We start from the raw sequence: 25,382 nt of genomic DNA on the forward strand, positions 1-25,382 counted from the left end.
GGTGAGGGGTGTGTCGGGGGTGGGGTTGGTTGGGGTGGCGGGGCGGCTGGTGCGGCACGAGTGGACGGTGCTGGTGCTCGGCTCGCTGGTGCTGGCCGCGGCCATGACCTGGCCGACCCTGCGGGACGTCACCGGGACGCTGCCGCAGGACACCGGTGACCCGACGCTGCAGGCGTGGCAGGTCGCCTGGGGCGGGTACGCCCTGTGCACCGACCCGGCGGGGGTGTGGCACTCGAACACGTTCTTCCCGGAGCCCTACACCTACGCCTATTCGGACACACTGCTCGGCTTCGCCCCGGCCGGCCTGGTCGGCGCCGGACCGGTGGCCGCCGTCGCCCGCTACAACCTGCTCTACGTGCTGGTGCACGCGCTCGCCTTCGTCGGGGCGTACGCGCTGGCCCGGCAGGTGGGGGCGGGGCGGGCCGGCGCGGCGGTGGCCGGCGCCTCCTTCGCGTACGCGCCGTGGAAGTTGGCCCAGGCCGGGCACCTGCACGTGCTCTGTGTGGGCGGGATCGCCCTGTCGCTGGCCATGCTGGCCCGGGGGCACGGCTGGTCGCTGCGCCGGGGCCGCCGGCCCCGCCGGGTCCGACCGGGCTGGGCGGCGGCGGGGTGGGTGGTCGCCGCCTGGCAGGTCACTCTCGGCTTCGGCATCGGCCTGCCCTTCGCGTACGCCCTCGGCCTGCTCTGCCTCGGTGCGGCCGGCGGGTACGGCTGGTCCTGGTGGCGGCGTCGGGTCCGGCCGGTCTTCCCGCGCGGGCTGCTCCTGGCCGACCTGGCCGGCGGGACCGCGTTCGCCGGGGTGACCCTGCTGATGGCCGCGCCGTACCTGGAGGTGGTGGCCCGGCACCCGGCCGGCCGGCGGACGGTCGCCCAGATCGCGATGTTCTCCCCGCCGCCGCGCGGGTTTCTGACCGCGCCGCCTGAGTCGTGGCTGTGGGGCGACGCGCACGCGGCGGCCCGGGCCACGTTCGGCTTCCCCACCGAGATGACCCTGCTGCCCGGGATGACGCTGCTGGGGCTGGCCGTCGCCGGGTTGTTCTTCTCCGTCTGGCGGATCCGGGACCGGGTGGCGCTGGCGGTGGGGGTGGCGGCGAGCGTGGCGCTGGCCGCCGGCGTCACGCTGGGCGGGGACGGCGATCCCGGCTACCTCACGCTGGTCCGGCACCTGCCCGGCTGGGACGCCATCCGCACCCCGGGGCGACTGGTGCTCTGGACCACGCTGCTGCTCGGGATCCTGGCCGCCGGGGCGCTGACCGTACGCCGGTCGGAGCTGCCGCCCGGGGCCCGGGGGTGGCGGCGGTGGGCGCGGTGGGTGCTCGTCCTGCCGGTCCTGCTGGTGCTGCTCGAAGGGGTCAACCGCACCCCGCACGTGCCGGTGCCCGCCGAGCCGGCGGCCCTGCGCGGGCTGACCGGCCCGGCCCTGGTGCTGCCCAGCGGCGGCACCCGCGAGTTCCTCGTGATGCTCTGGTCGACCGACGGCTTCCCCCGGCTGGTCAACGGGCTGGCCTCGTTCACCCCGGCCAGCCAGGAGCGGATCCGGGCGGCGAGCGTCACCTTCCCGGACGCCGCGTCGGTGGCGTACCTGCGGGCGTCGGGGGTGCGCACGGTGGTGCTGCTGCCCGGGTACGCGGCCGGGACGCCGTGGCGGGATGCGGCCGGCCGGCCGGTGGACGGCCTGGGGATCCGCCGGGAGCCGGTGGGCGACGGGCTGGTCTTCCACCTGGACTGACGACCGTCCACCCCGGATGTGCGTCCGCTCGTGGCCGACATGCTTGGGAGCGCTTCCAGACTGCCTCTCGGGCATCCCCGGACGGCGAACGGCGGTGTCCCCGACCGGGGGCACCGCCGTGTCGTCGGTGGCTCGGGTCAGCCGTCCAGGCCGACCGGCGAGTTGGGCCGGTCCACGTCGACGAACTCGATCTCGTCGGTGTCCCGGGTCCGGCTGCCGGCGGCCCGGGCGGCGGTGCCGGCGGCCCAGCCGAGGGCCGCACCGACCAGCGCGGCGCTGATCAGCAGGGTCCAGGGCAGCGTCGGACGGCGGCCGGCGAGCGCGTCGAGGGCGAGGGTGGCCCGGCGGCGGGCCTCCTCGGCGGCGGAGCCGACCAGGTCGGTGGCGTCGTCGGCCAGGCCGGAGCCGCCGCGACGGGCGGACCGGGCGGTGTCCCGGACGCTGTCACCGGCGGAGCTGACGGCGGATGCGAGGTGCTGCAACGCCTGGTCGGCGATCCGCTCGGGCTTGCTGCGGCGGTCCAGCAGAGTGGTTCCGAACATCGTGCTTACCTCCTCGGGTGCCGAAGCCCGGGGGTCACTTCGGACTCCGGCGGCTGTCCGGCGCGTGACTGTTCGCTTACCCGCCAGTGCCCGTCGGGGCAGCGGCGCAAACCATCCCGGGTGCAGGCGGCACGGTCAACCCAACGCGCCGACAACCGGGGTGCGCGCCGCCGCGGCGCGGGGCCGCTACCCTGGTGCGGCGGATCGGCCGGCCCTGGTCGGTCGTTTGGAGAACGAGAAACCCGGTCGTCGGGAAAATAGGAACCAGAAGGTCTGGATTGGGCTGTCCAGGTGTGCCCGGTCCGCGAATTGCTCATCCCGAGGGGTGGCGACCGAGGCCGTCGGAGGAATACTCTCGGTCGCGGCCCGCGTACTGATGAGGCGCCCGTCACGGGCGAGTGGAGGTGCTCGCGTGAGCCTGTCGATCGTGAAGTCGATGCTGCCGGGTGGTGTCATCCAGATCGCCCCGCGAGGTGAGATCGACGTCGACACCGCCTACGAGGTCCGCGAGGCGATCGCGGAGGTGCTCGCGAAGAGCCGTCCGTCCCGCATCGAGCTGAACATGCGGTTGGTCAACTTCATCGACTCCGTGGGCATCAGCGCGATGGTCGCCGGTTTCCAGACCGCCGAGGTCAGCGGCGTGAAGCTGATCGTGACCGAGCCCAGCCGGTTCGTGCATCGGCAGCTCTGGGTCACCGGCCTGCTCGGCCTCTTCGGCGCCCCGGAGCCCTACTTCGCCGGCACCGCGACCCGCGAGGTGCTCCCCGGCGCCTGAGCGCTCCGACCGGTCATTGTCCTGCCGGGGCTCCTGGATTCCCGCCAGCTCCGCGTCATGCGGGGCGTTGCCAGCCCGCCCGCCGTACGGGACGATCGTGCGGACCGCCGACGGCGAGGGGGACGGTGTGCTCAGCCGCGACACGTTCAGCTACACCGTGCAGGCGCGTTGCACGCGGGCCGAGGCGCTCGCGCTCCTCGGCGACCTGACCCGCCAGGGCGAGCTGCACCCGCTGATCGTCGGCGTGCGCCGGCTGCCACCCCGCCCGGGCGCGCTGGCCAGCTACGCGATCACCGACCGGCTGGCGGTCGGGCCGCTGCGTTTCCCGGTCACCTACCGGGCGGACGTGCTGATCGCAAGCGAGGACGAGGTGGTGACGGTGGCCCGGCAGCGTCCGGCGACCACCGTGCGCAACCACACCCGGTTGCGGGACGAGCCGGGCGGCGTGACGCGGATCGACGTCGAGATCACCCTCTCCGCGCCGGCGCCCCTGTTCGGGTACGCCTTCCGGCAGGCTCGGGCGGCCCACCTCGGGCTCGCCAGCCGGCTCGGCGCGGCGCTGGACCGCGGTCCGGACGCACCCGCCACGACCTGACCGGTGGCCGGTCAGGAGCGGTGTGCGGCGGCCACCGGGTGGCGCCGGGCCGGGGTGCCGGGGCGGCGCAGCCGGCCCCACGGCTTGTAGGTGGAGAGCACGGTGGCGACGAGCAGCAGCGTGCTGGAGACCGCGGGGGCGACGACCAGGTCCACCCGGTAGTGGGCGGAGGCCGCGGCGCCCAGCTCGCCGAGCTGCCGGATCCGGGGCGTCAGCAGCAGCAGGACCAGACCGAGCAGCACCGTGGTGAGCACGAACTTGACCAGCACCCAGCGCCAGCGCAGCAGCCCCCACGGGGTGAGCAGGGAGCTCGCCACGCCGACCAGCCAGACGGCGACGCTCAGCGGCGCGAAGAGGTACGTGACGATCAGCGCCGCGGTGGGGTAGACCACCGCGGCGTCGGCGCCGCGCAGCCCGGCGACGCCGAGGGTGAGCAGCACCAGGTCCGCGCCGAGCCAGCCCAGCGAGGTGACCAGGTGCAGGGTCAGCAGGGCCTTGCGGGCGGCGGGGGATAGTCGGCTCATGCCCACGATGCTGGTCGGGCGGTCCGGCCCCGTCGTGGGGCCCTCGGCGACATCTGGCGTAGGTCGGTGGGCGTAGGGGGGGTGACCCGTGGGGCGGCGGGGCACCCCCGCCGCTCAGTAGACGGACAGGTGCACGTGGTTGGTGTGGTCGCTGGACGGGTCGCCGTTGCCGCCGCTGTACGCCTTCCAGCCGCTGCTCGGCAGCCAGATCTGCTTGAACCAGATCACGTAGAGCACGGCCAGCGCGTCGGAGTTGCGGATGAAGTACGCCGCCAGGTTGGTGCCGTACGTCCGGTCGCCGCCGCTGGCGACCCCGCCGAAGCCGTCCTTCTGCGCGGCGAAGTCGCACGCCCGTCCCTTCGGGTGCTCACCGGAGCCGCTGGGCCGGTGGCAGGAGACGTACCGGGTGAACCCGGCGGCCTTGGCTTCCTGCAGCGCGTGCAGCGTACGCGGGGTGATGCAGCCGTCGGCCGGGGTCGGGTCGTTGATGCTGCACGACTCGGGCGGCCAGGAGCCGTCGGAGTTGCGCGGCGCCGGGTCGGCGTTCGCGGTGGACGTACCCCGGACGGTGCCGCCGCTGGTGCCGCTGTTGCCGCTGCCGGCGCGGTCGTTCGCCACCTCCAGCGCGCGTTCGGCCTGCTGCTTGCGCTTGGCCATCACCGCGACCTGCTTGCGCTGTTCCTGGACCGCGGCGTTCAGCGCCGTGCGGGTCTGCGTCGCCCGGTCCCGGGTCTCGAGCAGGTCGCGCAGCGCCCGGTCCTCGTGGGCGGCCACCTGGCCCAGCGCGGCGGCGCGGTCCATGAAGCCTTCCGGGCTGGCGCTGTTGAGCAGCGCCGCCGCGGTGCCGAGCCGTCCGGTCCGGTACGCGACTCCGGCGATCTCGCCGACCTTGGTGTCGCGGACGCTCAGCTCGCCGTTGATCGTGGTGAGCTGGTCGGTGAGCTGCTTCTGCCGGCCGACCGAGTGGGCCAGCGCCGCCTTCGCCTCGAGCCAGCCCTTGCTGGCCGCGTCGAGCTGGGCGCGTAGCGCCGGGGTGCCGCCCTCGTCGTCGCCGGGGGCGGCGGCGAGCATGCCGGCCCGGGGCGCCGCGCCGGCGGGGCCGACCGGCAGGGTCGCGACGCCGAGCGCGAGCGTCGCCACGAGCAGGGCCGCCAATCGGGCGGCCGTCCGTCTTACAGGTGCCACTGCTGGCATTCAGGTTTCCTTCCGTCAGCCGCCGACCGGGTTAGCTGACGGGTTCGGGACGGAAGATCCCTACCGCTGGCGCGGATGCACCCCACGAACATGGTTCCCCGGTTCGCCGCGGGCGGCGATTAGGCGGCGGCCACCGCAGGCGCCGGAGGGCGCCGCCCGGCGGAGGCCGGGGCCGAGCTTACCGGTGGTGCCCCGGCCCGGCCCGTTCAGCGAGGGCCGCGACCTGGGACAAAACCGGCATAGGGACACAATACCCTCACTGATTTAAGGTTGTCCTCATTACCACTCGACTGCACCACAGGCACCGGGTGACGCTCCGGGTTCGATCTGCAACGTGGCGTGATCGATCCGGAAGTCCTCGTGCAGGGCGGCCCGGGCGGCGGCCAGCACCTCGCCCACCTCGGCACCGGGCGCCATGGTCAGGTGCGCCGAGGCCACCTCCATGCCGGAGGTCAGCGTCCAGACGTGCAGGTCGTGCACCTCGGCGACGCCGGGCACCGCGGCCAGCCGGTCGTGCACCGCCGTCACCTGGAGGTGCTCCGGGGCGGCCTGCACCAGGATGCGCAGCGCGGCCCGCCCCAGCCGCCAGGTGCGGGGCAGGATGAACAGCCCGATCGCGACGGCGACCAGGGGGTCCGCCCACCACCAGTCGGTGAGCGCGATGACCAGCGCGGCGCCGATCACCCCGAGCGAGCCGAGCAGATCGCCCAGCACCTCCAGGTACGCCCCGCGCAGGTTGATGCTCTCCTGCGCCCCGGTGCGCAGCAGGGCGAAGGCGGCGAGGTTGGCCAGCAGGCCGAGCACCGCCACCGCGAGCATGGGACCGGCCAGCACCTCCGGCGGCTCGCCGAACCGGCGTACCGCCTCGATCAGCACGTAGACCGCGACGGCGCCGAGCAGCACGGCGTTGGCCAGCGCGGCCAGCACCTCCAGCCGGTAGAGCCCGAAGGTCCGCTGCGGGTCGGTGTCGGCGCGCCGGGTGGCGGTGATCGCGGCGAGGGCCATGCCGATGCCCAGCACGTCGGTGAACATGTGCCCGGCGTCCGAGAGCAGGGCCAGCGAGCCGGTCGCGAACGCGGTGACCGCCTCGACCAGCATCAGGGCGGTGAGCAGCCCGAACGCGGCCCAGAGCCGACCCCGGTGGCGGTAGGCGGCATTGGTCACCGCCCCGCTGTGGTCATGACCTGCGCCCACGCCCACACCCTTCCGCCCTGGCCCCGGTCGAACCCAATATATGTTCACATCGCTATGTATGCAACTGAACGGCCGGCTTGCGCCCGCCCGCGGTCGACGCCCCGCTCAGCCCAGCGGGTCGACGGTGGTGAGTCGCTGCGTGGCCCGGGAGAGCGCCACGTAGAGGGTCCGCACGCCGGAGCCCGGATCCGCCCGGATCTCGCTCGGCGCGACCAGCACGACCCCGTCGTACTCCATGCCCTTGGCCTGCAGGCTCGTCACCACCTGGAGCCGGGACCCGCCCAGGCCGCCGAGCCAGCCGGCCACCTCGTCCCGGCGCGGCACCGGCGTGATCACGCCGACCGTCCCCTCCACCTCGGCAAGCAGGGTCCCGGCCGCCTCGACGGTGGCCGCCGCCAGTTCGGCGGCCGGCACGGTCCGCTCGACCGGGTCGATCCCGGTGGAGCGCACCGCGGTGGGCAGTGGCAGGTCCGGGTAGAGCCGGCGAATCTCCGCCGCCGCCACCGCGAAGATCTCCGCCGAGTTGCGGTAGTTGGTGGTCAGCGTGAACTGGTGCCGGCGGCGTCGCCCCAGCGCCTGGTCCCGGGCCCGGGTCAGCTCCTCCGGGTCGCCGGTCCAGGCGGTCTGCGCCGGATCGCCCACCACCGTCCAGGAGGCCAGCCGGCCGCGCCGGCCGATCATGCGCCACTGCATCGGCGAGACGTCCTGCGCCTCGTCGACCACCACGTGCGCGTACTCCCGGTAGTCCTCCGGCCGTTCCCGGGCCGCGGCCCGGGCGGCCCGCTGCCGGTCGCCGAAGGTGCTCAGCTCCCGGACGCCGCCGGCGAGCTGGAACGGGTCGCGCTTCGCCTTCGCCGGCCGCACCGGCTTGCCGAGCAGCGCGTCCAGCTCGTCCAGCAGCGCGATGTCCGCGATGGTCGGCCCCGCGTCGGCCAGGCTCCGGTACGCCTCCGTCAGCAGCCGGATCTCCGCCCCGGAGAGGACGCCGCCGGCGTACCGGCGCAGCCGCTCCGGACGGGCCAGCCAGCCCAGCACGTGCCGGGGATGCAGCCGGGGCCACCAGGCCTTCAGGAACTCCCGGAACTCCGGCCGGTCGATGATCTCGTCCTCGAACGCGCGCTGCTCCGGGAGCCGACCGACGCCCAGCCGGCGGCCCTGGGCGTACAGCGCCCCGAGGACCCCGTCGAAGCCGGCCCGGCGCACCTCGTTGCGGCGTGCGCCCCGCGACAGCGCCCGGTCCCGGATGGCGTCCAGCTCCCGGCGCTCCAGCCGGAGCAGCTCGCCGCGGTAGAGCAGCCGCAGCTCCGCTGGCGAGTCCGGCACCGCGTCGTGGACCGCGCGCTCCAGCACCCGGCGCATCCGCAGCGACCCCTTCACCGCCGCCACGTCGGGCGGGTCCGTCCGGGTCGCCGACATGCCCGGGAAGAGCGAGCCGAGCGAGTGCAGGGTGGCCGTCTCCTCGCCGAGCGAGGGCAGCACCGAGGCGATGTACTCCACGAAGACGCTCGACGGGCCGACCACCAGGATGCCGCCGCCGGCGTACCGGCTGCGGTCCGAGTAGAGCAGGTACGCGGCCCGGTGCAGCGCCACCGCCGTCTTGCCGGTGCCCGGGCCGCCCGAGACGATCGTGACGCCCGAGCCGGGGGAACGGATCGCCTCGTCCTGCTCCCGCTGGATGGTCGCGACGATGTCCCGCATGCCCCGGCCGGTGGCCCGGGACAGGCTGGCCAGCAGCGCCCCGTCGCCCACCACCGCCATGTCCGCCGGCGCCGACGCGGGATCGAGCAGGTCGTCCTCGATCCGGGTCACCTTCTCGGCGGAGGACTGGATGGTACGCCGCCGCACCACGTCCATCGGCTCCGCCGGGGTCGCCTGATAGAAGGCCGCGGCGGCCGGTGCCCGCCAGTCCACCACCAGGGTCTCCGCGCTCTCGCCGCGCACCCCGAGCCGCCCGACGTGCAGCACCTGCCGGGTACGCAGGTCGAGCCGGCCGAAGACCAGCCCCTCGTGCTCGGCGTCCAGCGCGTGCCGGCGCCGCGCGGCGTGGAAGACCATCGCGTCCCGCTCGACCAGCGCCCCGAAGTTGCCCACCCGGGCCAGCCGGTAGCCCTCCCGCTCGGCGTCGGCGGCCGACCGGCGCAGCTCCGCCAGCCGGGTATACACCCGGTCGAGATGCCGCTGTTCGGCGGCCATCTCCTGTTCCAGGGTGGTGTGGTCGGTCAACGCGGCAACTCCCGTGGTCACGGCGGCGGGCAGGGTGGGCTGAATGAGGGTACGGGCCGGCGCTCCCGCCCTCGTCGGGGCCATGCCGGTCCGGGGGCCAGCCCGTCCGGGTTGCCCGTTATCCGACCGTTTCCACCCCGGCCACCGGCCCGTCACCGGCACGGATCCCGCCCGGCGCGGGGCGCTCCAACACCTGCCGGAGCACCGCGGCCAGCGCCGCGTTCACCTCGTCCGGCCGCTCCATCATCAGCATGTGCCCGGCGCCCGGGCAGACAGTCAGCTCGGTGGTCGACAGCGCGGCGGCGATCGACTGCGCGCAGGGCGGCGGGGTGAGCCGGTCCCGGTCGCCGACCAGCGCGGCCGCCGGCAGGTGGCCCAGCGCGGCCAGCGTGTCCAGCCGGTGCTGGGCGCCGATCGAGGCGCGGAAGCCGCCGATCGAGCGCAGCGAGGCGTGCGCCACCGCCGAGGTGACCAGCCGGATGTCCGCCGGGTCGCAGCGGTCGCCGAAGAGCATCCAGCGGATGCTGGGGCGCAGCGCGCGCAGCAGCGCCCGCGGCGGTCGCCACGACCCGCACCGGGCCAGCACCCCGGCTCCGGTGGTCTCGGCGAGCCGGATCAACCGGGCGATCCGGGGCGACAGCCCGTAGACGGTGTGCGTGTGCCCCTCGGCGGTGGTCGACACGAAGACCAGGCCGGCGGTACGGGCGGCGAAGTGGTGGGGGTGGCGGTGGGCATACTCCATCACGGTCATTCCGCCCATCGAGTGCCCGACCAGCACCACCTTCCCGGTCGGGGCGAACTGGTCCACCACCGCCGCCAGGTCGTCGCCGAGCTGGGCCAGGGTGGCCGTCCGCAGCGCCATGCAGCTGGACCGGCCGTGCCCCCGGGCGTCGTAGCTGACCACCCGGACCCGCTCGCCGAACCGCTCGCGGACCGCGGCGAGCTGCCGGTGCCAGCTGCGGCCGTCCAGCGTCCAGCCGTGCAGCAGGATCGCGGTGACCTCGGCGTCGTCCGGCCCGGCCACCGCCACGTGCAGGCGTACGCCGTCGGGAAGCTGTACCTCCAGGTGCTCCGGCATGGTTACCTCCCCCCGGGCCGACCGGTTTTTAACGCACCGGTAACCCGGCGGCAACACCGGCTACCCGTCATGACAACACACCAACCGTGGTGGTGAGAAGATTCGCAACCGGCCCCGCCGGGTCGGATCGGTGACCAGGCTGGAGGGCATGCCGCCGCCGAGCCCGAGACCGGCCGCCGGAGCGGGCCGGACCCCGCGTACCGCCCTGGCCGAGCTGCTCGCCGGGAACCGGCGCTTCGTCAGCGGCCAGCCGGTGCACGGGCACGACGTCACCGCCGCCGCGGCGGTCGCCTCCGGCGACCAGCAGCCGTACGCCGTGGTGCTCGGCTGCATCGACTCGCGCGTCCCGTTGGAGGCGATCTTCGACCAGACGTTCGGGTCGATCTGCGTGATCCGCACCGGCGCGCACGTGCTGGACCGGGCGGTCTGTGGCTCGATCGAGTACGTGGTGGGCCAGCTCGGGGTGCCGCTGGTGATGGTGCTCGGGCACGAGCGCTGCGGGGCGGTCGGCTCGGCGGTGGAGACGCTGCGCACGGGAGAGCGGCCGGGCGGCTCGCTGGCGTACGTGGTGGACCAGATCGCCCCGGCGGTGGCCGAGGTGGGCCCGGACGATCCCCAGGCGCACCCGATGGCCGTACGCCGGCACGTGCTGCGCACCGTGGCCACGCTGCGGGCCGACGACCTGCTCACCGGTCCGGTCGCCGCCGGGCGGGTCGCCGTGGTCGGCGCACTCTACGACCTGGCCACCGGCAACGTCGCCGTGCTCGAGGAGTGACCGGTCGGAGAGACGACGAACCGCCCGCCGGGATCACCCGACGGGCGGTTCGTGGTGTCGCGAGTTGAGGGTCTCAGCCCTCGAAGACGCCGGCCTCGACGAGACGCTTCTCCGTCTTGTCCCAGCCGTGGTCCGGGTGGGTGGCCGCGAGGCCGTTGATCTCCGCCCGGATCTTGGCGGCGTGGCCGGCCGCGGCCAGCACCCGGATCTCCTCGACGAAGGCCTCGGAGTCGGTGCGCAGGTGCGCGGTCTTGCCGTTGGTCAGGTTCCGCACGTAGGCGTGCTTGCCGCCGTTGAGCGGGATGACGTACTTGAACTCGCCCAGCACGCTGAGGGCGCCACCCTGGCCAGCCTGGCCGGCCCGGACTGACGCGCGCGCGGTCTTAGAGGTGTTGCTCGCCACGGAGGTACTCCTTGCAGACGTACGGGAGGACTGAAACGTCCGGGGGCTGTTGCGGGTGACGCCCGGATGAGCCTCGGCCCGCGAAGATGTACGGCGGCACAGAACCGCCCAGAGAACTGTACATGACTGCGACACCTGGCTGGTCGTCGCGCCGTCATGGTGGTCAACCGGGTCCCCCGGCCGGCTATTCCAGCCGGATCCGGCCGCCGAATTTTCCGATTCTCTGGCGCACCATCCGTCACAGAGTCATCATGTGTTGCAGAGGCCACTGGGGTGGACGAGGTCGTAGGGGAAGACGCACCTCGCTCTCCGGGAGGTCACCGTGCCAACGCGTGGCGTCGTATACGTCCACTCGACCCCGCTCGCCGTGTCGTCACACGTCGAGTGGGCGATCGCGCGCGTCCTCGCCGCGCCGGTCAACCTGCAGTGGACGGCCCAGCCCGTCGACCCTGGCGCCCGCCGCGCCGAGTGCGGGTGGACCGGTAGCCCGGGGACGGGCGCCGAGCTGGCTGCTGCCCTCCGGCAGTGGCCCATGATCCGTTTCGAGGTGACCGAGGAACCGAGCCCCGGCGCCGACGGCGAGCGGTTCATGTACGTCCCGGGTCGGGGGCTGTTCCGGGCCACCGTCGGCGCGGCCGGCGACATCCAGCTCGGCGAGGACCGGCTGCGCAGCCTCATGGCGTCCGCCCGCGCCCCGGAGGCCCTCGCACACGCCCTGGACAAGGCGCTCGGCACCGCCTGGGACGCCGAGCTGGAGCCCTACCGGTACGCCGGCGACGGCGCCCCGGTGACCCTGCTCACCCGGGTCGGCTGACGAAGGTCAAGTTGCCCGATAAGCGGCGAACTGGTGGGATGGTCGCGTGTCGACCACCCCTCGACGTACTGTCGTCGCGCTCGCCGCACTGACCGCGCTGCTCGTCTCCGGGTGCGCGAAGGAGCCGGGAAGACCGGGTCTCACCGGGCCGCATCTCACCGGGCCGCCGAGCCCCACTTCGGCCGCCCCCACCCCGACCCCGACCGCCGACCCGGCCGCCCGGGCCGCGGCCCTGGTGCGGACGCTCGCCGACGAGGACCTGGTCGGCCAGGTGCTGATGCCGTACGCGTACGGCAGCTCCGCCACCAAGGTGTCGCCCGCGTCGGCCGCCGGCAACCAGGCCCTCGCCGGGGTCGACACCCCGGCGGAGATGGTGGCGAGGTACCGGCTGGGCGGGTTGATCCTGGTCGGCTTCAGCGCCGACGACCCCACCTCCGGCAACCAGGCCACCACCAACGTCGACAACCCGAAGCAGGTCCGGGAGCTGACCACCGGGCTGCGGGAGGCCGCCGGGAAGCTCCCCGCCGCGCCGGCCCCCTTCCTGATCGGCACCGACCAGGAGTACGGCGTGGTCACCCGGATCACCGACGGGGTGACCCTGCTGCCCAGCCCGATGGCGGCCGGTGCGGCCGGGAAGCCCGCGCTGACCGAGGCCGCCTGGCGGGCCGCCGGCGCCGAACTCGCCGCGATGGGGATCAACCTCGACTTCGCCCCGGTCGCCGACGTGCTGGCCACCCGCAGCGCCGTGATCGGCTCCCGCTCCTTCGGCGCCGACCCGGCGAACGCCTCCGCCCAGGTCGCCGGCGCGGTGCGGGGCCTACAGGCCGAGGGCGTGGCGGCCAGCGTCAAGCACTTCCCCGGGCACGGCCTGAGCGCCACCGACTCGCACAAGGACGTGCCGGTGATCCGCCAGCCCCGCGCGGTGCTGGACCGGACCGCGTTCCCGCCGTTCCGCGCCGGGATCGGCGAGGGCGCGATGGCGGTGATGTCCGCCCACCTCGACGTGCAGGCCGTCGACCCGGGCACCCCGGCCACCTTCTCCCACAAGCTCCTCACCGACGTGCTCCGCGGCCAGCTCGGCTTCCAGGGTGTGGTGATCACCGACGGGATGAACATGCCGCCGGCCAAGCGCTGGTCGCCCGGCGAGGCGGCGGTGCGGGCCCTCACCGCCGGCAACGACCTCATCCTGATGACCCCGAACGTGAGCCAGGCCTACGCCGGGCTGCTCGCCGCGCTCCGCGACGGCTCGCTGCCCCGAACCCGGTTGGTCGAGGCGGCCACCCGGGTGCTCACCATGAAGTTCAAGCTGGCCGACCGGCCGACCCCGGAGCTGTCCGGACTCGACAGTGCCGACCACCGGAAGGCGGCGGCCGACCTGGCCGCGGCCGCGGTCACCCAGCTGCGCGGAAAGTGCGGCGGCCCGACGGCCGGCCCGGTCACCGTCACCTCCTCCGCCGGGCGGGACCGCACCCGGGCGACGCTGACCGAGGCGCTCACCGCGGCCGGGGTGAAGGTGGTGCCGAGCGGCGGCACCGTCGTCCACCTCGTCGGGTACGGCGACGGCGCCGACGACCTGCGTGCGGACGCCGCCGTGACGGTGGCCATGGACACCCCGTACGTGCTGTCCGCCGCGAAGTCGCCGACGCTGCTGGCGACGTACTCGTCCAGCCGGGCGTCGATGACCGCGCTGGCCGCGGTGCTCGCCGGCAAGGCCCGACCGGGCGGCCGGTCGCCGGTCCCGGTGACCGGGCTGCCCGCCACCAGCTGCGGCACCTGACCGGCGGCCCCGCCCCGACGGGCCCGACCGCGACCGGCCCGACTGGTAGCGTTCGGGCCGTCCGCCGCCGCAGGAACGGAGGGTCGAGCGCCGTGACGGGACCGCTTCCGGCACTCTCCGTCGTGGTGCCGATGTTCAACGAGGAGAGCGTCCTGCCGCTGCTGGCCGAGCGGCTGCGCGGTGTGCTCGACGGCCTCGGCGAGGCGTACGAGGTGGTGGCGGTCGACGACGGCAGCACCGACGGCACCGTCGCCGGGCTGACCGCCCTGCGCGCCGGCTGGCCGGAGCTGCGGGTGCTGCGGCTGCGCCGCAACAGCGGCCACCAGGCCGCCCTCGTCGCCGGGCTGCTCCGCGCCCGCGGCGGGTACGTGGTCAGCATCGACGCCGACCTGCAGGACCCGCCCGAGGTGATCGCCGAGATGCTCCGCCGGGCGCGCGTCGACGAGCTGGACATCGTCTACGGCGTCCGGGCCGACCGGAGCCGGGACACGGTGTTCAAGCGCTGGACCGCGACCGGCTACTACCGGCTCGTACGGCGGCTGGTCGGCAAGCAGGTGCCCGCCCAGGCCGGCGACTTCCGGCTGCTCAGCCGGGCCGCCGTGGAGGCGCTGCGGGAGCTGCCCGAGCGCAGCCCGGTGCTCCGCCTGGTGGTGCCCTGGCTCGGCTTCCCCAGCGGCGAGGTCGGCTACGAGCGGCAGGAACGCGCCGCCGGGCGGACCAAGTACCCGCTGTCCCGGATGGTCGGCCTGGCCGCCGAGAGCGTCACCAGTTTCTCCGCCGCGCCGCTGCGGGTGGCCACCTGGCTCGGGCTGGCCGGGGTGGCCGTCTGTGGGGTGCTGGTGGTGGTGGCGGTGCTCGCCTGGTTCGCCGGCGCCACGGTGACCGGCTGGCCGTCGCTCTACGTCGCGATCCTCTTCCTCGGCGCGGTGCAGCTGCTCTGCCTCGGCCTGCTCGGCGAGTACGTCGCCCGGATCTACACGGCGGTGCAGGGCCGGCCCGCGTACTTCGTGGCCAGCGACAGCGCCGTCGGGGAGCCGGCGTTCCCCGGCCGGGACGTCGTCGAGTTGGCCGACACGCTGCGGTGACCACGCTCGCCACCGGGGACGCCACCCCGTCGACCGTGGGCCGGCGCCGCCGTCGCGCCGCCGTCCGGTTCGCCCCGGCCCTGGCCGGCTACGCGTTCGTCGTCCTCGTCCTGCTCACCACCGGCACGCCCGCGTTCGACGTCGCCCGCTGGACGGCGTACGCCCTGCTGGCCGTGCTGTTGCCCGGGACGCTGGTGTTCCGCGCCCTGCGCCGGGAGCCGCACACCCTGGTCGAGGACCTGGCGATGGGCGCGGCCGTCGGGCTGCTGCTGGAGCTGGCCGCCTGGGCGGCGTTCACCGCCGTCGGGGCACCCGGTTGGCTGCGGCTCTGGCCGCTGGCGGTGCTGGCGCCGTTCGCCGCCGTGCCGCGGTTGCGCCGGCACTGGCGGGTCCGCTACGACACCGTCGCCCCGGCCGGCTGGGCCTGGTCGTTGACGGCGGTCGTGGCCGGCTTCACCCTCTACCTGTACGAGTCGTTCCTCGCCGTCAACCCGGTGCTGCCCACCGACGAGGGGCAGGCGCAGTACATCGACCTGGCGTTCCAGCTCTCCCTCGCCGGGGCGGCCACCCACCAGGTGCCGCTGGACGTGCCGCAGGCGGCCGGGGAGCCGCTGCACTACCACTGGTTCGGCTTCGCCCACCTGGCGGCGACCAGCCTGGTCAGCGGGGTCGACCTGCCGACGGTCTTCTTCCGGCTCGCCGTGCCGGCGCTCTGCGCGCTCGCCGTCGTGCTGGTCGCCGTGGTCGGCTGGCGGATCACCGGCCGGCCGTACGCCGGGGTGGTCGCCGCGGCGCTGATGTTCACCGTCGGCGAGTTCGGCTTCGAGGACGGGTGGCGGCAGCTCTTCGGCACCCAGGCCACCTTCATCGTCTGGGGCAGCCCGTCGATGACGTACAGCTGGGTGTTGCTGCTGCCGCTGATCGCGGCGCTCGGGGAGATCGTCGGGCGGGCCCGCGGGGTGGCCGTGCCCCCGCTCGGGCGCGGCGCCTGGGTGCTCGCGGCGCTCTTCCTGGCGGCCTCCACCGGCGCGAAGGCCAGCACCGTGCCGGTGGTGCTGGCCGCGCTCGCGTTCACCGCCGTGCTGCTGCTGGCGGTCCGGCGCCGGCTGCCCCGCGCGGTGCTCGTCGCCGCCGGGCTGGCGCTAACCGCGCAGGTCTTCGCGACCGCCGTGCTCTTCGCCTTCGAGAGCCACGGGGTGACCGTGGACCCGTTCTCCGGGCTGCGGACGTACCTGCCCGAGGACCGCTCCGCCGGGTTCACCGCTGTCCTCTGGGTGGCGGTCCTGCTGGCCTTCCTGCTCAGCCTCCAGCTGCGGCTGGCCGGCATCCTGGCGCTGCTGCGGCTGCGTGGCGGGCGGCTGGAGCCGGTGCACCTTCTGCTGCTCGGCGGGGCGCTCGCCGGCCCGGCGATCTACCTGCTGGTCGGGCATCCGGGCAGCAGCAACCAGTACTTCACCCGGACCGGCTTCGCCTTCGGCGTCCTCCTGTCCGCCTGGGGCTGGGTCGAGGCGGCCGACCGGGCCGCCCTGTCGGCCCGGGGCCGGCTGCTGCTCGGGGTGGGCACCGCCGGGTTCGCGGTGCTGCTGACCGCGGTCCAGCTCGGCTCCGCGACCAGCACGCCCGCCGTCCCCGCGTACGCCCCGGTGCTGCCGCTGCTCTGCTGGGCCGCCGTCCTGACGCTGGTGGCGCTGGTGGTGGCCCTGTGCTGGCCGGCGCTGGTCGGGCGGTGGCCCGGGCTGGCCGGTCGGGGCGGGCTGCTGCTGCTCACCGCCGTGCTGGCTGCCGGGGCGCCGGGCCTGGTCATGGACGCGGCCGCCGCCGCGAAGCAGCCGAACGGTGGGGCGTACCCGGTGGTGCCGATGCCCGCCTCCCGGGTCGAGGCGGCCCGCTGGGTCCACGCGCACAGCGACCCGGACGACGTGCTCGCCACCAACGTGCACTGCCGGGCCGTGGTGGACGGCTGGTGCGACGCCCGCACGTTCTGGCTGAGCGGCTACGCCGAGCGCGCGGTGCTGGTGGAGGGGTGGGCGTTCGCGCCCCGGATGGTCGGGCTGCCCGAGGGTCCGTACGCCCCGTTCTGGGACGCCGAGCGGCTGCGCGCCAACGACGCCGCCTTCACCGCCCCGACGGTCGCCGGGCTGGCCGCCCTCCGCGACCGGTACGGGGTGCGCTGGCTGGTGGTCGACCGTGCCGTCGCGCCGGAGTCGCCGACCCTGCGTACCCTGGCCGACCTGCGCTTCGAGAACTCCCGGACGGCCGTCTACCGGATCCGCTGATCCCGGGCCGGCCCGGTCGTCGCGCAGGGTGACATCAGCCCTCGGCCGGGCGGTGGGCGCGCAGCATCAGCGAGACGCCGGGGAGCGACTTCACCGGCAGGTACCGCTCGGCGGTGATGATCGTGCGCAGCCCGAGGTTGACCACCGGGCGCAACTCGTCCAGGTCGCTGCCGGTGGAGCTGCGCCGCCGCCACGCCGCGACCGGGCGGAGTACCACGTTCCAGCTCCACAGCTCGTCCACGACCAGGCCGGCCTTCTGCACCACCGCCCGCAGCGAACCCCGGTCGTAACGCCGGACGTGCCCGACCGCCACGTCGTGCGCGGACCAGAGCCGCATGTCGCACGGCACCGCGATCAGCGCGGTCCCGCCCGGGCGCAGGGCACGGCCGATCTCGGCGGCGGCGAGGTGGTCCTCGTCGAAGTGCTCCAGGATGTCGAAGGCGACCACCAGGCCCAGGCTGGCCGACCCGACCGGCAGGTGCCGGGCGTCCGCCCGGATCACGTCCAGGCCGCGTTCCCGGGCCACCTCGGCGCCCTCCGTGCTGTACTCCAGGGCCAGCGGCCGCCAGCCGTGCGCCCGCAGCACCCGGGTGTTGCCGCCGCCGGCCGCGCCGATGTCCAGCGCCCGCTCCGGTCGCGTCCCGGCCGCCGCCAGCCGGCGCAGCGCCCGGCCCAGCAGGGCGCGCCGCTCCCGGTACCACCAGTGGGTGTCCTCGAGCGCGGCGAGCTTGCGGATCTCGGTCCCTTCCACGCCGCAGACGGTAACAGGGCCCCTCCGTGCTGGAGGGGCCCTGCCGAAGGCCGTCGTTACAGCGGGATGTTGCCGTGCGCGCCCCGGGCGGCCGGCGCCCCGGCGAGCGCCTCGGCGATCCGGCGCCGGGTCTCCTCCGGCTTGATCACGTCATCCACCACGCCGATCTCCAGCGCCCGGTTGACGCCACCGGCGACCTGAATCTGCTCCTCGATCAGCTGGGCGCGCAGCGCCTCCCGCTCCTCGGCGGGGGCGGCGGCCAGCTTCTTGCGGTGCAGGATGTTGACCGCCGCGCTGGCGCCCATGACCGCGACCTCCGCGTTCGGCCAGGCGAAGACCGCGGTGGCGCCGAGCGACCGGGAGTTCATCGCGATGTACGCGCCGCCGTACGCCTTGCGGGTCACCAGCGTCACCCGCGGCACCACCGCCTCGGCGAACGCGTGCAGCAGCTTCGCGCCGCGCCGGACCACGCCGTCCCACTCCTGGCCCAGGCCGGGCAGGTAGCCGGGGACGTCGACCAGCACGATCAGCGGCACCCCGAGCGAGTCGCACATCCGCACGAACCGGGCCGCCTTCTCGGCGCTGGACGCGTCCAGGCAGCCACCGAGCCGCAGCGGGTTGTTGGCGATCACGCCGACCGTCCGGCCGGCGAACCGGCCGAGCGTGGTGACGACGTTCGGCGCCCACTTGGCGTGCAACTCCACGCCCGGAGCGTCGAGCAGCGCCTTGACCACCGGCTTCACGTCGTACGCCCGGTTGGTCTCGGCCGGCATCTTCGCGGTCAGGTCGTGCCCGTCCGTCACACCGGCCGGCACGTCGTCGGGGGAGAGCCGCCCCTGGCGGCCGAGCAGCGCGGCGAGCTTCCGCGACTCGACCATCGCCGTCTCGTCGTCGGCGCAGGTCACGTGCACCACGCCGGAGCGCCGGCCGTGCGGCTCGGGGCCGCCCAGCCGCTCCATGTCGACCTGCTCGCCGGTGACGCTGCGGACCACCTCGGGGCCGGTGACGAAGATCCGGCCGGCGCCGCTCATCACCACGATGTCGGTGAGCGCCGGGCCGTACGCGGCGCCACCGGCTGCCGGGCCGAGCACCACCGAGATCTGCGGCACCCGGCCGGAGGCCCGGACCATGGCGGCGAAGACCTGCCCGACGGCGTCGAGGGCGACGACGCCCTCGGCCAGCCGGGCGCCGCCGGAGTGCCACAGGCCGAGCACCGGCACCCGCTCCCGGACGGCGGTGTCGATCGCGTCGACGACGTGCCGGCACCCGTCGGTGCCCATCGCGCCGCCCATCCTCGTGGCGTCGGTGGCGTACGCGATCGCCGGCGTCCCGTCGATCTCACCCCGGGCCCAGAGCACGCCGGAGGTGTCCCGCGGCGCCATCAGGCGCAGCGAGCCGGCGTCGAACAGGGCCCGGAGCCGGACCTCGGGATCTCGGTAGTCCACTGTCGAGCTGTCCGCGCGGACGGCGGTCGTGGTCACTGGTGCCTCCAAGGCTGTGGTCTCAGGCCCGCGTGAAGACGAGAGCCACGTTGTGACCGCCGAAGCCGAACGCGTTGTTCAGCGCGGCGGGGATCTCCAGGTGGCGCGCCTTGTGGGCGGCCACGTCCATGGTCAGACCCTCGTCCGGGTCGTCCAGGTTGATCGTCGGCGGTACGAGACTGTCGCGGATGGCCAGGATGGCGGCGATCGACTCCAGCGCGCCGGCCGCGCCGAGCAGGTGCCCGGTCATCGACTTGGTGGCGGAGAGCACCGGGTGGTCGCCGAGCGCCTTGTGCAGCGCGCCGATCTCCAGCATGTCGCCCACCGGAGTGGAGGTGGCATGCGCGTTGACGTGCGTGATGTCCGTCTTCGCGATGTCTGCGTCGGCGATCGCCTTCGCGATGGCCCGGATCGCGCCCTCGCCCTCGGCGTGCGGCTGCACGATGTCGTACGCGTCGGAGGTGATGCCGGCGCCGGCGAGGCGCGCGTACACCCGGGCGCCGCGGGCGGCGGCGTGGTCGGCGCGCTCCAGGACCAGCACGCCCGCGCCCTCGCCGAGGACGAAGCCGTCGCGGCCCTTGTCCCAGGGGCGGGAGGCCCGCTCCGGTTCGTCGTTGCGGGTCGACATGGCCCGCATCGAGGCGAAGCCGGCGATCGGCAGCGGGTGGATGACCGCCTCGGTGCCGCCGGCCACCACCACGTCGGCCCGGCCGGCGCGGATGATGTCCAGGCCGAGCGCGATCGCTTCCGCGCCGGTCGCGCAGGCGCTGGCCACCGAGTGCACGCCGGCCTTGGCGCCCAGCTCCAACCCGACCCAGGCGGCCGGACCGTTCGGCATCAGCATCGGCACCGTGTGCGGGGAGACCCGCCGCGGCCCGGACGCCTCCAGGATGTCGTCCTGGGCGAGCATGGTGGTGGCACCGCCGATGCCGGAGCCGACGCTGACCGCCAGCCGCTCCGGGTCCAGCCCGGAGTTGGCCAGGCCGGCGTCGGCCCAGGCCTGCTGCGCCGCGATGATCGCGATCGCCTCGGACCGGTCCAGCCGGCGCAGCTTGATGCGGTCCAGCACCTCGGACGGGTCCACCGCGAGCTGGGCCGCGATCCGGACGGGGAGTTGGCCGGCCCACTCCTGGGTGAGCGCACTCACCCCGGAGCGGCCGGCGAGCATGGCGTCCCAGGTCGACGCGACGTCCCCGCCGAGCGGGGTCGTCGCGCCGAGCCCGGTGACGACGACGTCGGGGCGACTCATGATCAGGACTGCGCCGCGATGTAGCTGACGGCGTCCCCGACGGTCTTGAGGTTCTGCACCTCGTTGTCCGGGATCTTGACGCCGAACTTCTCCTCGGCGGCCACCACGACCTCCACCATGGAGAGGGAGTCGACGTCGAGGTCGTCGGTGAAGGACTTCCCCTCGGCCACGTCGTCCGGGTTCACGCCGGCAACCTCTTCGAGGATCTCGGCGAGGCCGGCGGTGATCTCGTCACGGGTCATTGCGGTTGGTTCCTTTCATCGGGGGTCAACTCGACGGCCGGCGACGCCGGTCGTCGCTCCTCGGTGCGTTCGCGCCCGAGGGGGTCTTCAGGGGCAGCGGACGACCTGACCGGCGTAGGTCAGGCCGCCGCCGAAGCCGAACAGCAGCACCGGGGCGCCCGCGGGCACCTCCCGGCGCTCGACCAGCTTGGACAGGGCCAGCGGCACGCTCGCCGCCGAGGTGTTGCCGGACTCGACGATGTCCTTGGCGATGATCGCGTTGGGGATGTTGAGCCGCTTGACGATGCCGTCGATGATCCGGGCGTTGGCCTGGTGCGGCACGAACGCGGCCAGCTCCGATGGCGCCACCCCGGCCTTCTCGCAGGCCTGCAGCGCCAGCGGGGCCAGCGCGGTGGTGGCCCAGCGGAAGACCGCCTGCCCCTCCTGCGCGATGTACGGGCGCCACCCTTCGATGCGGACCGCGTCGCTCTTCTCCGGCACCGAGCCCCAGACCACCGGGCCCACCCCGGCCGGCTCGCCCTCGGCGGCGGCCGTCACCACGGCCGCGCCGGCGCCGTCGCCGAAGATGATGCAGGTGGAGCGGTCGGTCCAGTCGATGAAGTCGGAGAGCTTCTCGGCGCCGATGACGATCGCGTTGCGCGCCGCCCCGGCCCGGATGGCGTGGTCGACGGTGCCGAGGGCGTACGCGAAACCGGAGCAGGCGGTGTTGATGTCGTACGCGGCCGGGGCGGTGATGCCGAGCTTCGCGGCGATCCGGCAGGCCACGTTCGGGCTGCGGTCGACCGAGGTGCAGGTGGCCACCACGACGAGGTCGATGTCGGCGGCGGTGAGACCGGAGTTGGCCAGCGCCTTGCCGGCGGCGGCCGTGGCCATGTCGGCCACCGTCTCGTCACCGGCGATCCGCCGGGTGACGATGCCGACCCGGTCCCGGATCCACTCGTCGTTGGTGTCCACGAGCTGGGCGAGGTCGTCGTTGGTCACCACCCGGGACGGCTGGTAGTGCCCCATCGAGACGATCCGACTGCCTGCCATTAGTGCTGTCCTCCGATGCGGGCGAGCGGCTGGCCCGGGGCGACCGGGTCGTCGTGGTGGGCGAGCCACTCGGTGAGCAGCCCGCTGTCGTGCGCGGTCACCTCGACCGACCCCTGCCGGGTGGCGACGTGACCGATGACCTGGCCGACGCGCAGATCCGCGCCCTCGGCCAGGTCGGCGGCCGGCTCGAAGGTGCCGGCGGCGGGGGAGACCACTACCCGGAACTGGATCACCGGCTCGTGGCCGCGCAGGCCGCTGTGCCGGGCGATCAGGTCCCGCGCCGCGGGCAGGTCGTCGGGGGTGTTCAGGGTGACGATCTCGGGGACGCCGGTGGCCTTCAGCTCCCGCTTGACCAGGCCGGCCAGGGTGCCCGCCGGGGGCAGCTCGATCACCCCGGTCACGCCGAGGTCGGTCAGGGTGCGCATGCACAGGTCCCAGCGCACCGGCGCGGTCACCTGCCGGACCAGCCGCTGCACCATCTCCCGGCCGTGGTTGACCGCCGAGCCGTCGAGGTTGGACAGCAGGATCCGGACCGGATCGGCCGGGGTGATGCCGGCGGCGACGCCGGCCAGCGCGGCCTCGGCCGGGCCCATGTACGGCGTGTGGAAGGCGCCGGCCACCTGGAGCCGGATCACCCGGGTCTTCGCCGGCGGCTCGGCGGCCAGCTTGTCCAGGCCGCCCACCGCGCCCGCGGCGACGATCTGGCCGGCGCCGTTGCGGTTGGCCGGGTACAGCCCGTGCGCCTCGATCGCGGCGAGCACCTCGTCCGGGTCGCCGCCCAGCACGGCGGCCATCCCGGTGGGCTCCAGCGCGCAGGCGGCGGCCATTTCCCGGCCGCGGACGCCGGCGAGGGTGATCGCCGCCTCGGCGGGCAGCACCCCCGCGAGGGCGGCGGCGCCCAGCTCGCCGACGCTGTGCCCGGCGGTCACCGAGACGTCGTACATCGGCAGGTGCTCGGCGGCGAGCAGCGCGGCCGCGACCAGCAGCGGCTGGGTGCGGGCGGTGTCCTTGATCTCCTCGGCGTCGGCCTTCGTGCCGAGGTGGACCAGGTCGACGCCGGCCAGCGCGGACCACCAGCGCAGGCGCGCTTCGGAGCCGGTCAGGTCGAGCCAAGGAGTCAGGAAGCCGGGTTTCTGGGAACCCTGGCCGGGCGAGAGTACGGCGAGCACGTCTATGACTCTGACGGATACTCGCGGGTCGCGCTGTAACGTGCGGCACCAAACCGCACTAGAACCTTTGGAGGGATCCTACAAAAATCGGCGGTGATCATCACCTGTTTGTGACGTTTTCCGGGCGCCCGGGGTCATTGTCTGGGTCGGTACGGGTGCGACCCCGGGGACGACCGGGTCCAGCCGACCCACGGTCAGCGCCACCTGGAGGGCGAACGCGTCGCGGGGCATCAGCGGCGAGAAGCCGGTCACCTCGGCGATCCGCTTGAGCCGGTAGCGCACGGTGTTCGGGTGCACGAAGAGCGCCCGGGCGGCGCTCTCCAGGGTGCCCCCGGCGGCGAAGAACGCGTCCAGGGTCTCCAGCAGCTCACCGCCGGCCCGGACCAGCGTGGCGTACACGTCGTGCCGGAGCCGGCGGCGGGCCTCCGCGTCGCCGGCCAGGGCCCGCTCGGGCAGCAGGTCGGCGGCCGGCACCGGGCGGGGCGCGGTCGGCCAGGCCGGGACCGCGCGGAAGCCGGCCAGCGCCGCCCGCGCCGAGTCCGTCGCCTCGTCCAGACTGGGTACGGCCGGACCGACCACCACCGGCCCGTCGCCGAACGCCGTCAGCAGCTTCTCCGTCGCGGCCACCGGGTCGGGCGCCCCGCCGAGCACGATGACCAGCCGGTCGCCGTGCACGCCGCCGATCACCTCCACCCCGATCCGCCGGGCCTGCCGGTAGACGGTGTGCAGCACGGCGGCCACCTCGCCGCCGGGGGAGCGGCCCACCGCCACCGCCACCGGCGGCGCGTCCGTCCAACCCAGCGCCGCCGCCCGGCTGGCCAGAACGTCCGGCGAGTCGCCGCGCAGCAGCGCGTCCACCAGCAGCGCCTGCAACCGGGCGTCCCACGAGCCACGGGACTCGGCGGCGCGGGCGTAGACCCGGGCGGCGGCGAAGGCGATCTCCCGGGAGAAGCGCAGCACCGCCTCGCGCAGCTGCTGCTCCTCGCCCTTCGCGGCCAGGTGCGACACCTGCTCCTCGACCACGTCGATGGTCACCTTGATCAGCGCCACGGTCTGCTGGAGGCTGATCGAGCGGGCGAGGGCCTGCGGGGCGGTGGCGAAGACCTCGTCGGAGACCTCCTGGGTGCTGTCCGCCGTGCCGCCACCGGACTGCAGCCACTGCACCAGCGACCGGGCGCCCGCCTGGGCGACCAGCATGACCCAGGAACGCTGGTCGGCCGGCAGCTCCCGGAACCAGGGCAGCGACTCGTCCATCCGGGCCACGCTGGCGGTGGCCAGCGCCCCCGCCGCCCGTTCGATCCGGCGCAGCGTGGCCGACAGGTCGCTGGCGCCCGGCTCGCTCACCGCTCCAGCCTGACACGCCCTGAGCAGGGACTCCACACCGAGGGGGGCGCGCTCGACGATCCCCGACCGCGGCCGGCGAGAATGATCTCCGTGACCGACCTGGACCATGACCTCGCGGCGTTGGCCCGCGACATCGACACCACCTGCCGACTCACCGGACGCTTCGTGCTGCGCTCCGGCCGCATCGCCGACGAGTACTTCGACAAGTACCGGTTCGAGGCCGACCCCGTGCTGCTGGACCGGGTCGCCGCCGGGCTGGCCGGGCTGGTCCCGCCCGACACGGAGGTGCTGGCCGGTCTCGAGATGGGTGGCATTCCCGTGGTCACCGCGCTGGCCCGGCACGTGGGGCTGCCCTGCGCCTTCGTCCGCAGGACGGCGAAGGCGTACGGGACCGCACGGCTGGCGGAGGGGGCCGACGTCGCCGGGCGCCGCGTCCTGGTGGTGGAGGACGTGGTCACCTCCGGTGGTCAGGTGGTGACCTCCACGGGTCAGCTCCGCGAGCTGGGCGCCCGGATCGACTACGCGCTCTGCGTGATCGACCGGTCCGAGGGCGGTACGGACGCGCTCGCCGCTCACGGTGTCGCGCTGCGTGCCCTGCTCACCCGCGCCGACCTCGAAGCCCACCGCCGGGCCTGAGCGGCCGCTGGCGGCCCGGGCCGGCCGGCCGGCCGATCTTCACCCCGGGCCGATCCGGTACGCGGCGCACAGCCCGTCAGGCCCGGCCAGTACGGTGTCAGAGCACGTCGGGGCGACCGCCCGACGGGCGATGGCGAGCGTGAGGAGACCGGGATGGCGCACGGGGAGGCCGAGCACGGCTGCGCCCAGGGCGAGCCCTGCCGGCTGGGCCACCACGAACAGCCGGCGTCCGCCAAGCACCCTCGCCGGCTGAGCGGCGTGACGCATCCGGGGGAGCCGAACGCCGGGCGCGGGCCCGAGCGCGTCGACGACGACCCGTCCGCCCCGCGCCAGCGCGAGCCCGAGCCGGCCGAGCTGGCCGTGCCCGAGCCGGAGGCCGCCCAGGGCTGCCGCAGCGACCTGGTCGGCTGGGCCGGCGCGCACCGGCACGGCGCGGTCCGGCCCCGCAACCGGACGGTCCGTCGGGAAAGGCCGCCGCACCGCTGGTGCTGACC

Annotated in this window: 24 protein-coding genes and 1 riboswitch; of the genes, 10 read left to right on the forward strand and 14 right to left on the reverse strand. The window is 74.7% G+C overall.

All coding sequences use genetic code 11. The features are described 5' to 3' along the window. Window position 1 precedes the first annotated feature (1 nt). Window positions 2-1,729 (forward strand): hypothetical protein, encoded by a 1,728-nt coding sequence (locus tag SLP03_RS23420; protein ID WP_319462777.1) that lies wholly within the window; start codon window positions 2-4, stop codon window positions 1,727-1,729. 137 nt (window positions 1,730-1,866) lie between these two features. Here SLP03_RS23420 and SLP03_RS23425 read toward each other — a convergent pair whose 3' ends face one another. Further along, window positions 1,867-2,271: a hypothetical protein gene (locus SLP03_RS23425; RefSeq protein WP_319462778.1), complete on the reverse strand. Its 405-nt coding sequence runs from the start codon at window positions 2,269-2,271 to the stop codon at window positions 1,867-1,869. Window positions 2,272-2,707: 436 nt separating this feature from the next. On the opposite strand from SLP03_RS23425, the gene SLP03_RS23430 reads away from it, so the two are divergent. Further along, a complete protein-coding gene (locus tag SLP03_RS23430) occupies window positions 2,708-3,046 on the forward strand; it encodes an STAS domain-containing protein (protein WP_413644737.1) in 339 nt (112 codons plus the stop codon). A 97-nt stretch (window positions 3,047-3,143) separates the two neighbouring features. Then, a complete protein-coding gene (locus SLP03_RS23435; RefSeq protein ID WP_319462780.1) occupies window positions 3,144-3,641 on the forward strand; it encodes an SRPBCC family protein in 498 nt (165 codons plus the stop codon). Between the two features lie 11 nt (window positions 3,642-3,652). Here the strand turns inward: SLP03_RS23435 and SLP03_RS23440 are convergent, their stop codons facing one another. From SLP03_RS23440 to SLP03_RS23460, 5 genes are all read right to left on the reverse strand, one after another. Beyond that, window positions 3,653-4,165: a hypothetical protein gene (locus tag SLP03_RS23440; RefSeq protein ID WP_319462781.1), complete on the reverse strand. Its 513-nt coding sequence runs from the start codon at window positions 4,163-4,165 to the stop codon at window positions 3,653-3,655. A gap of 114 nt (window positions 4,166-4,279) precedes the next feature. Further along, window positions 4,280-5,359, reverse strand: coding sequence for a hypothetical protein (locus SLP03_RS23445; protein ID WP_319462782.1), 1,080 nt, complete (start codon window positions 5,357-5,359; stop codon window positions 4,280-4,282). A gap of 4 nt (window positions 5,360-5,363) precedes the next feature. Beyond that, window positions 5,364-5,495: riboswitch (cyclic di-AMP (ydaO/yuaA leader) on the reverse strand. Between the two features lie 143 nt (window positions 5,496-5,638). Next, the gene (locus SLP03_RS23450; protein ID WP_319462783.1) at window positions 5,639-6,553 is read right to left on the reverse strand and encodes a cation diffusion facilitator family transporter; all 915 of its coding nucleotides are present in this window, start codon (window positions 6,551-6,553) and stop codon (window positions 5,639-5,641) included. 105 nt (window positions 6,554-6,658) lie between these two features. Continuing rightward, a complete protein-coding gene (locus SLP03_RS23455) occupies window positions 6,659-8,776 on the reverse strand; it encodes a HelD family protein (protein WP_319462816.1) in 2,118 nt (705 codons plus the stop codon). A gap of 118 nt (window positions 8,777-8,894) precedes the next feature. Then, complete coding sequence (locus SLP03_RS23460) at window positions 8,895-9,854, reverse strand: alpha/beta hydrolase (RefSeq protein WP_319462784.1); 960 nt, start codon at window positions 9,852-9,854, stop codon at window positions 8,895-8,897. A gap of 148 nt (window positions 9,855-10,002) precedes the next feature. Between SLP03_RS23460 and SLP03_RS23465 the strand changes: the two genes are divergently transcribed. Next, a complete protein-coding gene (locus SLP03_RS23465) occupies window positions 10,003-10,629 on the forward strand; it encodes a carbonic anhydrase (protein WP_319462817.1) in 627 nt (208 codons plus the stop codon). Window positions 10,630-10,702: 73 nt separating this feature from the next. On the opposite strand, the gene SLP03_RS23470 is transcribed toward SLP03_RS23465, so the two are convergent. Then, window positions 10,703-11,032: a hypothetical protein gene (locus SLP03_RS23470; protein WP_319462785.1), complete on the reverse strand. Its 330-nt coding sequence runs from the start codon at window positions 11,030-11,032 to the stop codon at window positions 10,703-10,705. A 322-nt stretch (window positions 11,033-11,354) separates the two neighbouring features. On the opposite strand from SLP03_RS23470, the gene SLP03_RS23475 reads away from it, so the two are divergent. The 4 genes from SLP03_RS23475 (at window position 11,355) to SLP03_RS23490 (ending at window position 16,984) form a co-directional block, all read left to right on the forward strand. Further along, entirely contained in the window at window positions 11,355-11,846 is a 492-nt protein-coding gene (locus tag SLP03_RS23475; protein ID WP_319462786.1) for a DUF3145 domain-containing protein, read from the forward strand. A 46-nt stretch (window positions 11,847-11,892) separates the two neighbouring features. Beyond that, window positions 11,893-13,623 carry a glycoside hydrolase family 3 protein gene (locus SLP03_RS23480; protein WP_319462787.1) on the forward strand — a complete coding sequence of 577 codons (1,731 nt, stop codon included), beginning with the start codon at window positions 11,893-11,895 and terminating at the stop codon, window positions 13,621-13,623. A gap of 92 nt (window positions 13,624-13,715) precedes the next feature. Next, window positions 13,716-14,708, forward strand: a complete 993-nt coding sequence (locus SLP03_RS23485) for a glycosyltransferase family 2 protein (protein WP_319462788.1) — start codon at window positions 13,716-13,718, stop codon at window positions 14,706-14,708. Further along, on the forward strand, window positions 14,705-16,984 hold the full coding sequence (locus SLP03_RS23490) for a hypothetical protein (RefSeq protein WP_319462789.1): 2,280 nt from the start codon (window positions 14,705-14,707) through the stop codon (window positions 16,982-16,984). The genes SLP03_RS23485 and SLP03_RS23490 overlap by 4 nt, the downstream gene beginning before the upstream one ends. Before the next feature lie 34 nt (window positions 16,985-17,018). On the opposite strand, the gene SLP03_RS23495 is transcribed toward SLP03_RS23490, so the two are convergent. From SLP03_RS23495 to SLP03_RS23525, 7 genes are all read right to left on the reverse strand, one after another. Then, window positions 17,019-17,735 (reverse strand): class I SAM-dependent methyltransferase, encoded by a 717-nt coding sequence (locus SLP03_RS23495; RefSeq protein WP_319462790.1) that lies wholly within the window; start codon window positions 17,733-17,735, stop codon window positions 17,019-17,021. 56 nt (window positions 17,736-17,791) lie between these two features. Continuing rightward, a complete protein-coding gene (locus tag SLP03_RS23500; protein ID WP_319462791.1) occupies window positions 17,792-19,216 on the reverse strand; it encodes an acyl-CoA carboxylase subunit beta in 1,425 nt (474 codons plus the stop codon). A gap of 22 nt (window positions 19,217-19,238) precedes the next feature. Then, window positions 19,239-20,465 carry a beta-ketoacyl-ACP synthase II gene (gene fabF, locus SLP03_RS23505; RefSeq protein WP_319462792.1) on the reverse strand — a complete coding sequence of 409 codons (1,227 nt, stop codon included), beginning with the start codon at window positions 20,463-20,465 and terminating at the stop codon, window positions 19,239-19,241. Window positions 20,466-20,467: 2 nt separating this feature from the next. After that, window positions 20,468-20,707, reverse strand: a complete 240-nt coding sequence (locus SLP03_RS23510; protein WP_088972559.1) for an acyl carrier protein — start codon at window positions 20,705-20,707, stop codon at window positions 20,468-20,470. A gap of 87 nt (window positions 20,708-20,794) precedes the next feature. Then, window positions 20,795-21,739, reverse strand: coding sequence for a beta-ketoacyl-ACP synthase III (locus SLP03_RS23515; protein ID WP_319462793.1), 945 nt, complete (start codon window positions 21,737-21,739; stop codon window positions 20,795-20,797). Beyond that, window positions 21,739-22,908 carry an acyltransferase domain-containing protein gene (locus SLP03_RS23520; protein WP_319462794.1) on the reverse strand — a complete coding sequence of 390 codons (1,170 nt, stop codon included), beginning with the start codon at window positions 22,906-22,908 and terminating at the stop codon, window positions 21,739-21,741. The genes SLP03_RS23515 and SLP03_RS23520 overlap by 1 nt, the downstream gene beginning before the upstream one ends. Window positions 22,909-22,986: 78 nt before the next feature. Beyond that, window positions 22,987-24,288, reverse strand: a complete 1,302-nt coding sequence (locus SLP03_RS23525; protein WP_319462795.1) for a helix-turn-helix domain-containing protein — start codon at window positions 24,286-24,288, stop codon at window positions 22,987-22,989. A 54-nt stretch (window positions 24,289-24,342) separates the two neighbouring features. Here SLP03_RS23525 and SLP03_RS23530 point away from each other — a divergent pair, with 54 nt between their 5' ends. Next, on the forward strand, window positions 24,343-24,888 hold the full coding sequence (locus SLP03_RS23530) for an orotate phosphoribosyltransferase (RefSeq protein ID WP_319462796.1): 546 nt from the start codon (window positions 24,343-24,345) through the stop codon (window positions 24,886-24,888). Between the two features lie 153 nt (window positions 24,889-25,041). Continuing rightward, the gene (locus tag SLP03_RS23535) at window positions 25,042-25,380 is read left to right on the forward strand and encodes a hypothetical protein (protein ID WP_319462797.1); all 339 of its coding nucleotides are present in this window, start codon (window positions 25,042-25,044) and stop codon (window positions 25,378-25,380) included. The last annotated feature ends 2 nt before the right edge of the window (window positions 25,381-25,382 follow it).

The sequence above is a fragment of the Micromonospora sp. RTP1Z1 genome (assembly GCF_033804685.1).
Lineage (GTDB): Bacteria > Actinomycetota > Actinomycetes > Mycobacteriales > Micromonosporaceae > Micromonospora.

Coding starts and splice junctions, on each gene's coding strand:
- SLP03_RS23425 (WP_319462778.1), bottom strand. CDS start 2,271: ATGTTCGGAACCACTCTGCTGGACCGCCGCAGCAAGCCCGAGCGGATC.
- SLP03_RS23430 (WP_413644737.1), top strand. CDS start 2,708: ATGCTGCCGGGTGGTGTCATCCAGATCGCCCCGCGAGGTGAGATCGAC.
- SLP03_RS23440 (WP_319462781.1), bottom strand. CDS start 4,165: ATGAGCCGACTATCCCCCGCCGCCCGCAAGGCCCTGCTGACCCTGCAC.
- SLP03_RS23445 (WP_319462782.1), bottom strand. CDS start 5,359: ATGCCAGCAGTGGCACCTGTAAGACGGACGGCCGCCCGATTGGCGGCC.
- SLP03_RS23460 (WP_319462784.1), bottom strand. CDS start 9,854: ATGCCGGAGCACCTGGAGGTACAGCTTCCCGACGGCGTACGCCTGCAC.
- SLP03_RS23465 (WP_319462817.1), top strand. CDS start 10,003: ATGCCGCCGCCGAGCCCGAGACCGGCCGCCGGAGCGGGCCGGACCCCG.
- fabF (WP_319462792.1), bottom strand. CDS start 20,465: ATGAGTCGCCCCGACGTCGTCGTCACCGGGCTCGGCGCGACGACCCCG.
- SLP03_RS23510 (WP_088972559.1), bottom strand. CDS start 20,707: ATGACCCGTGACGAGATCACCGCCGGCCTCGCCGAGATCCTCGAAGAG.
- SLP03_RS23515 (WP_319462793.1), bottom strand. CDS start 21,739: ATGGCAGGCAGTCGGATCGTCTCGATGGGGCACTACCAGCCGTCCCGG.
- SLP03_RS23535 (WP_319462797.1), top strand. CDS start 25,042: ATGGCGCACGGGGAGGCCGAGCACGGCTGCGCCCAGGGCGAGCCCTGC.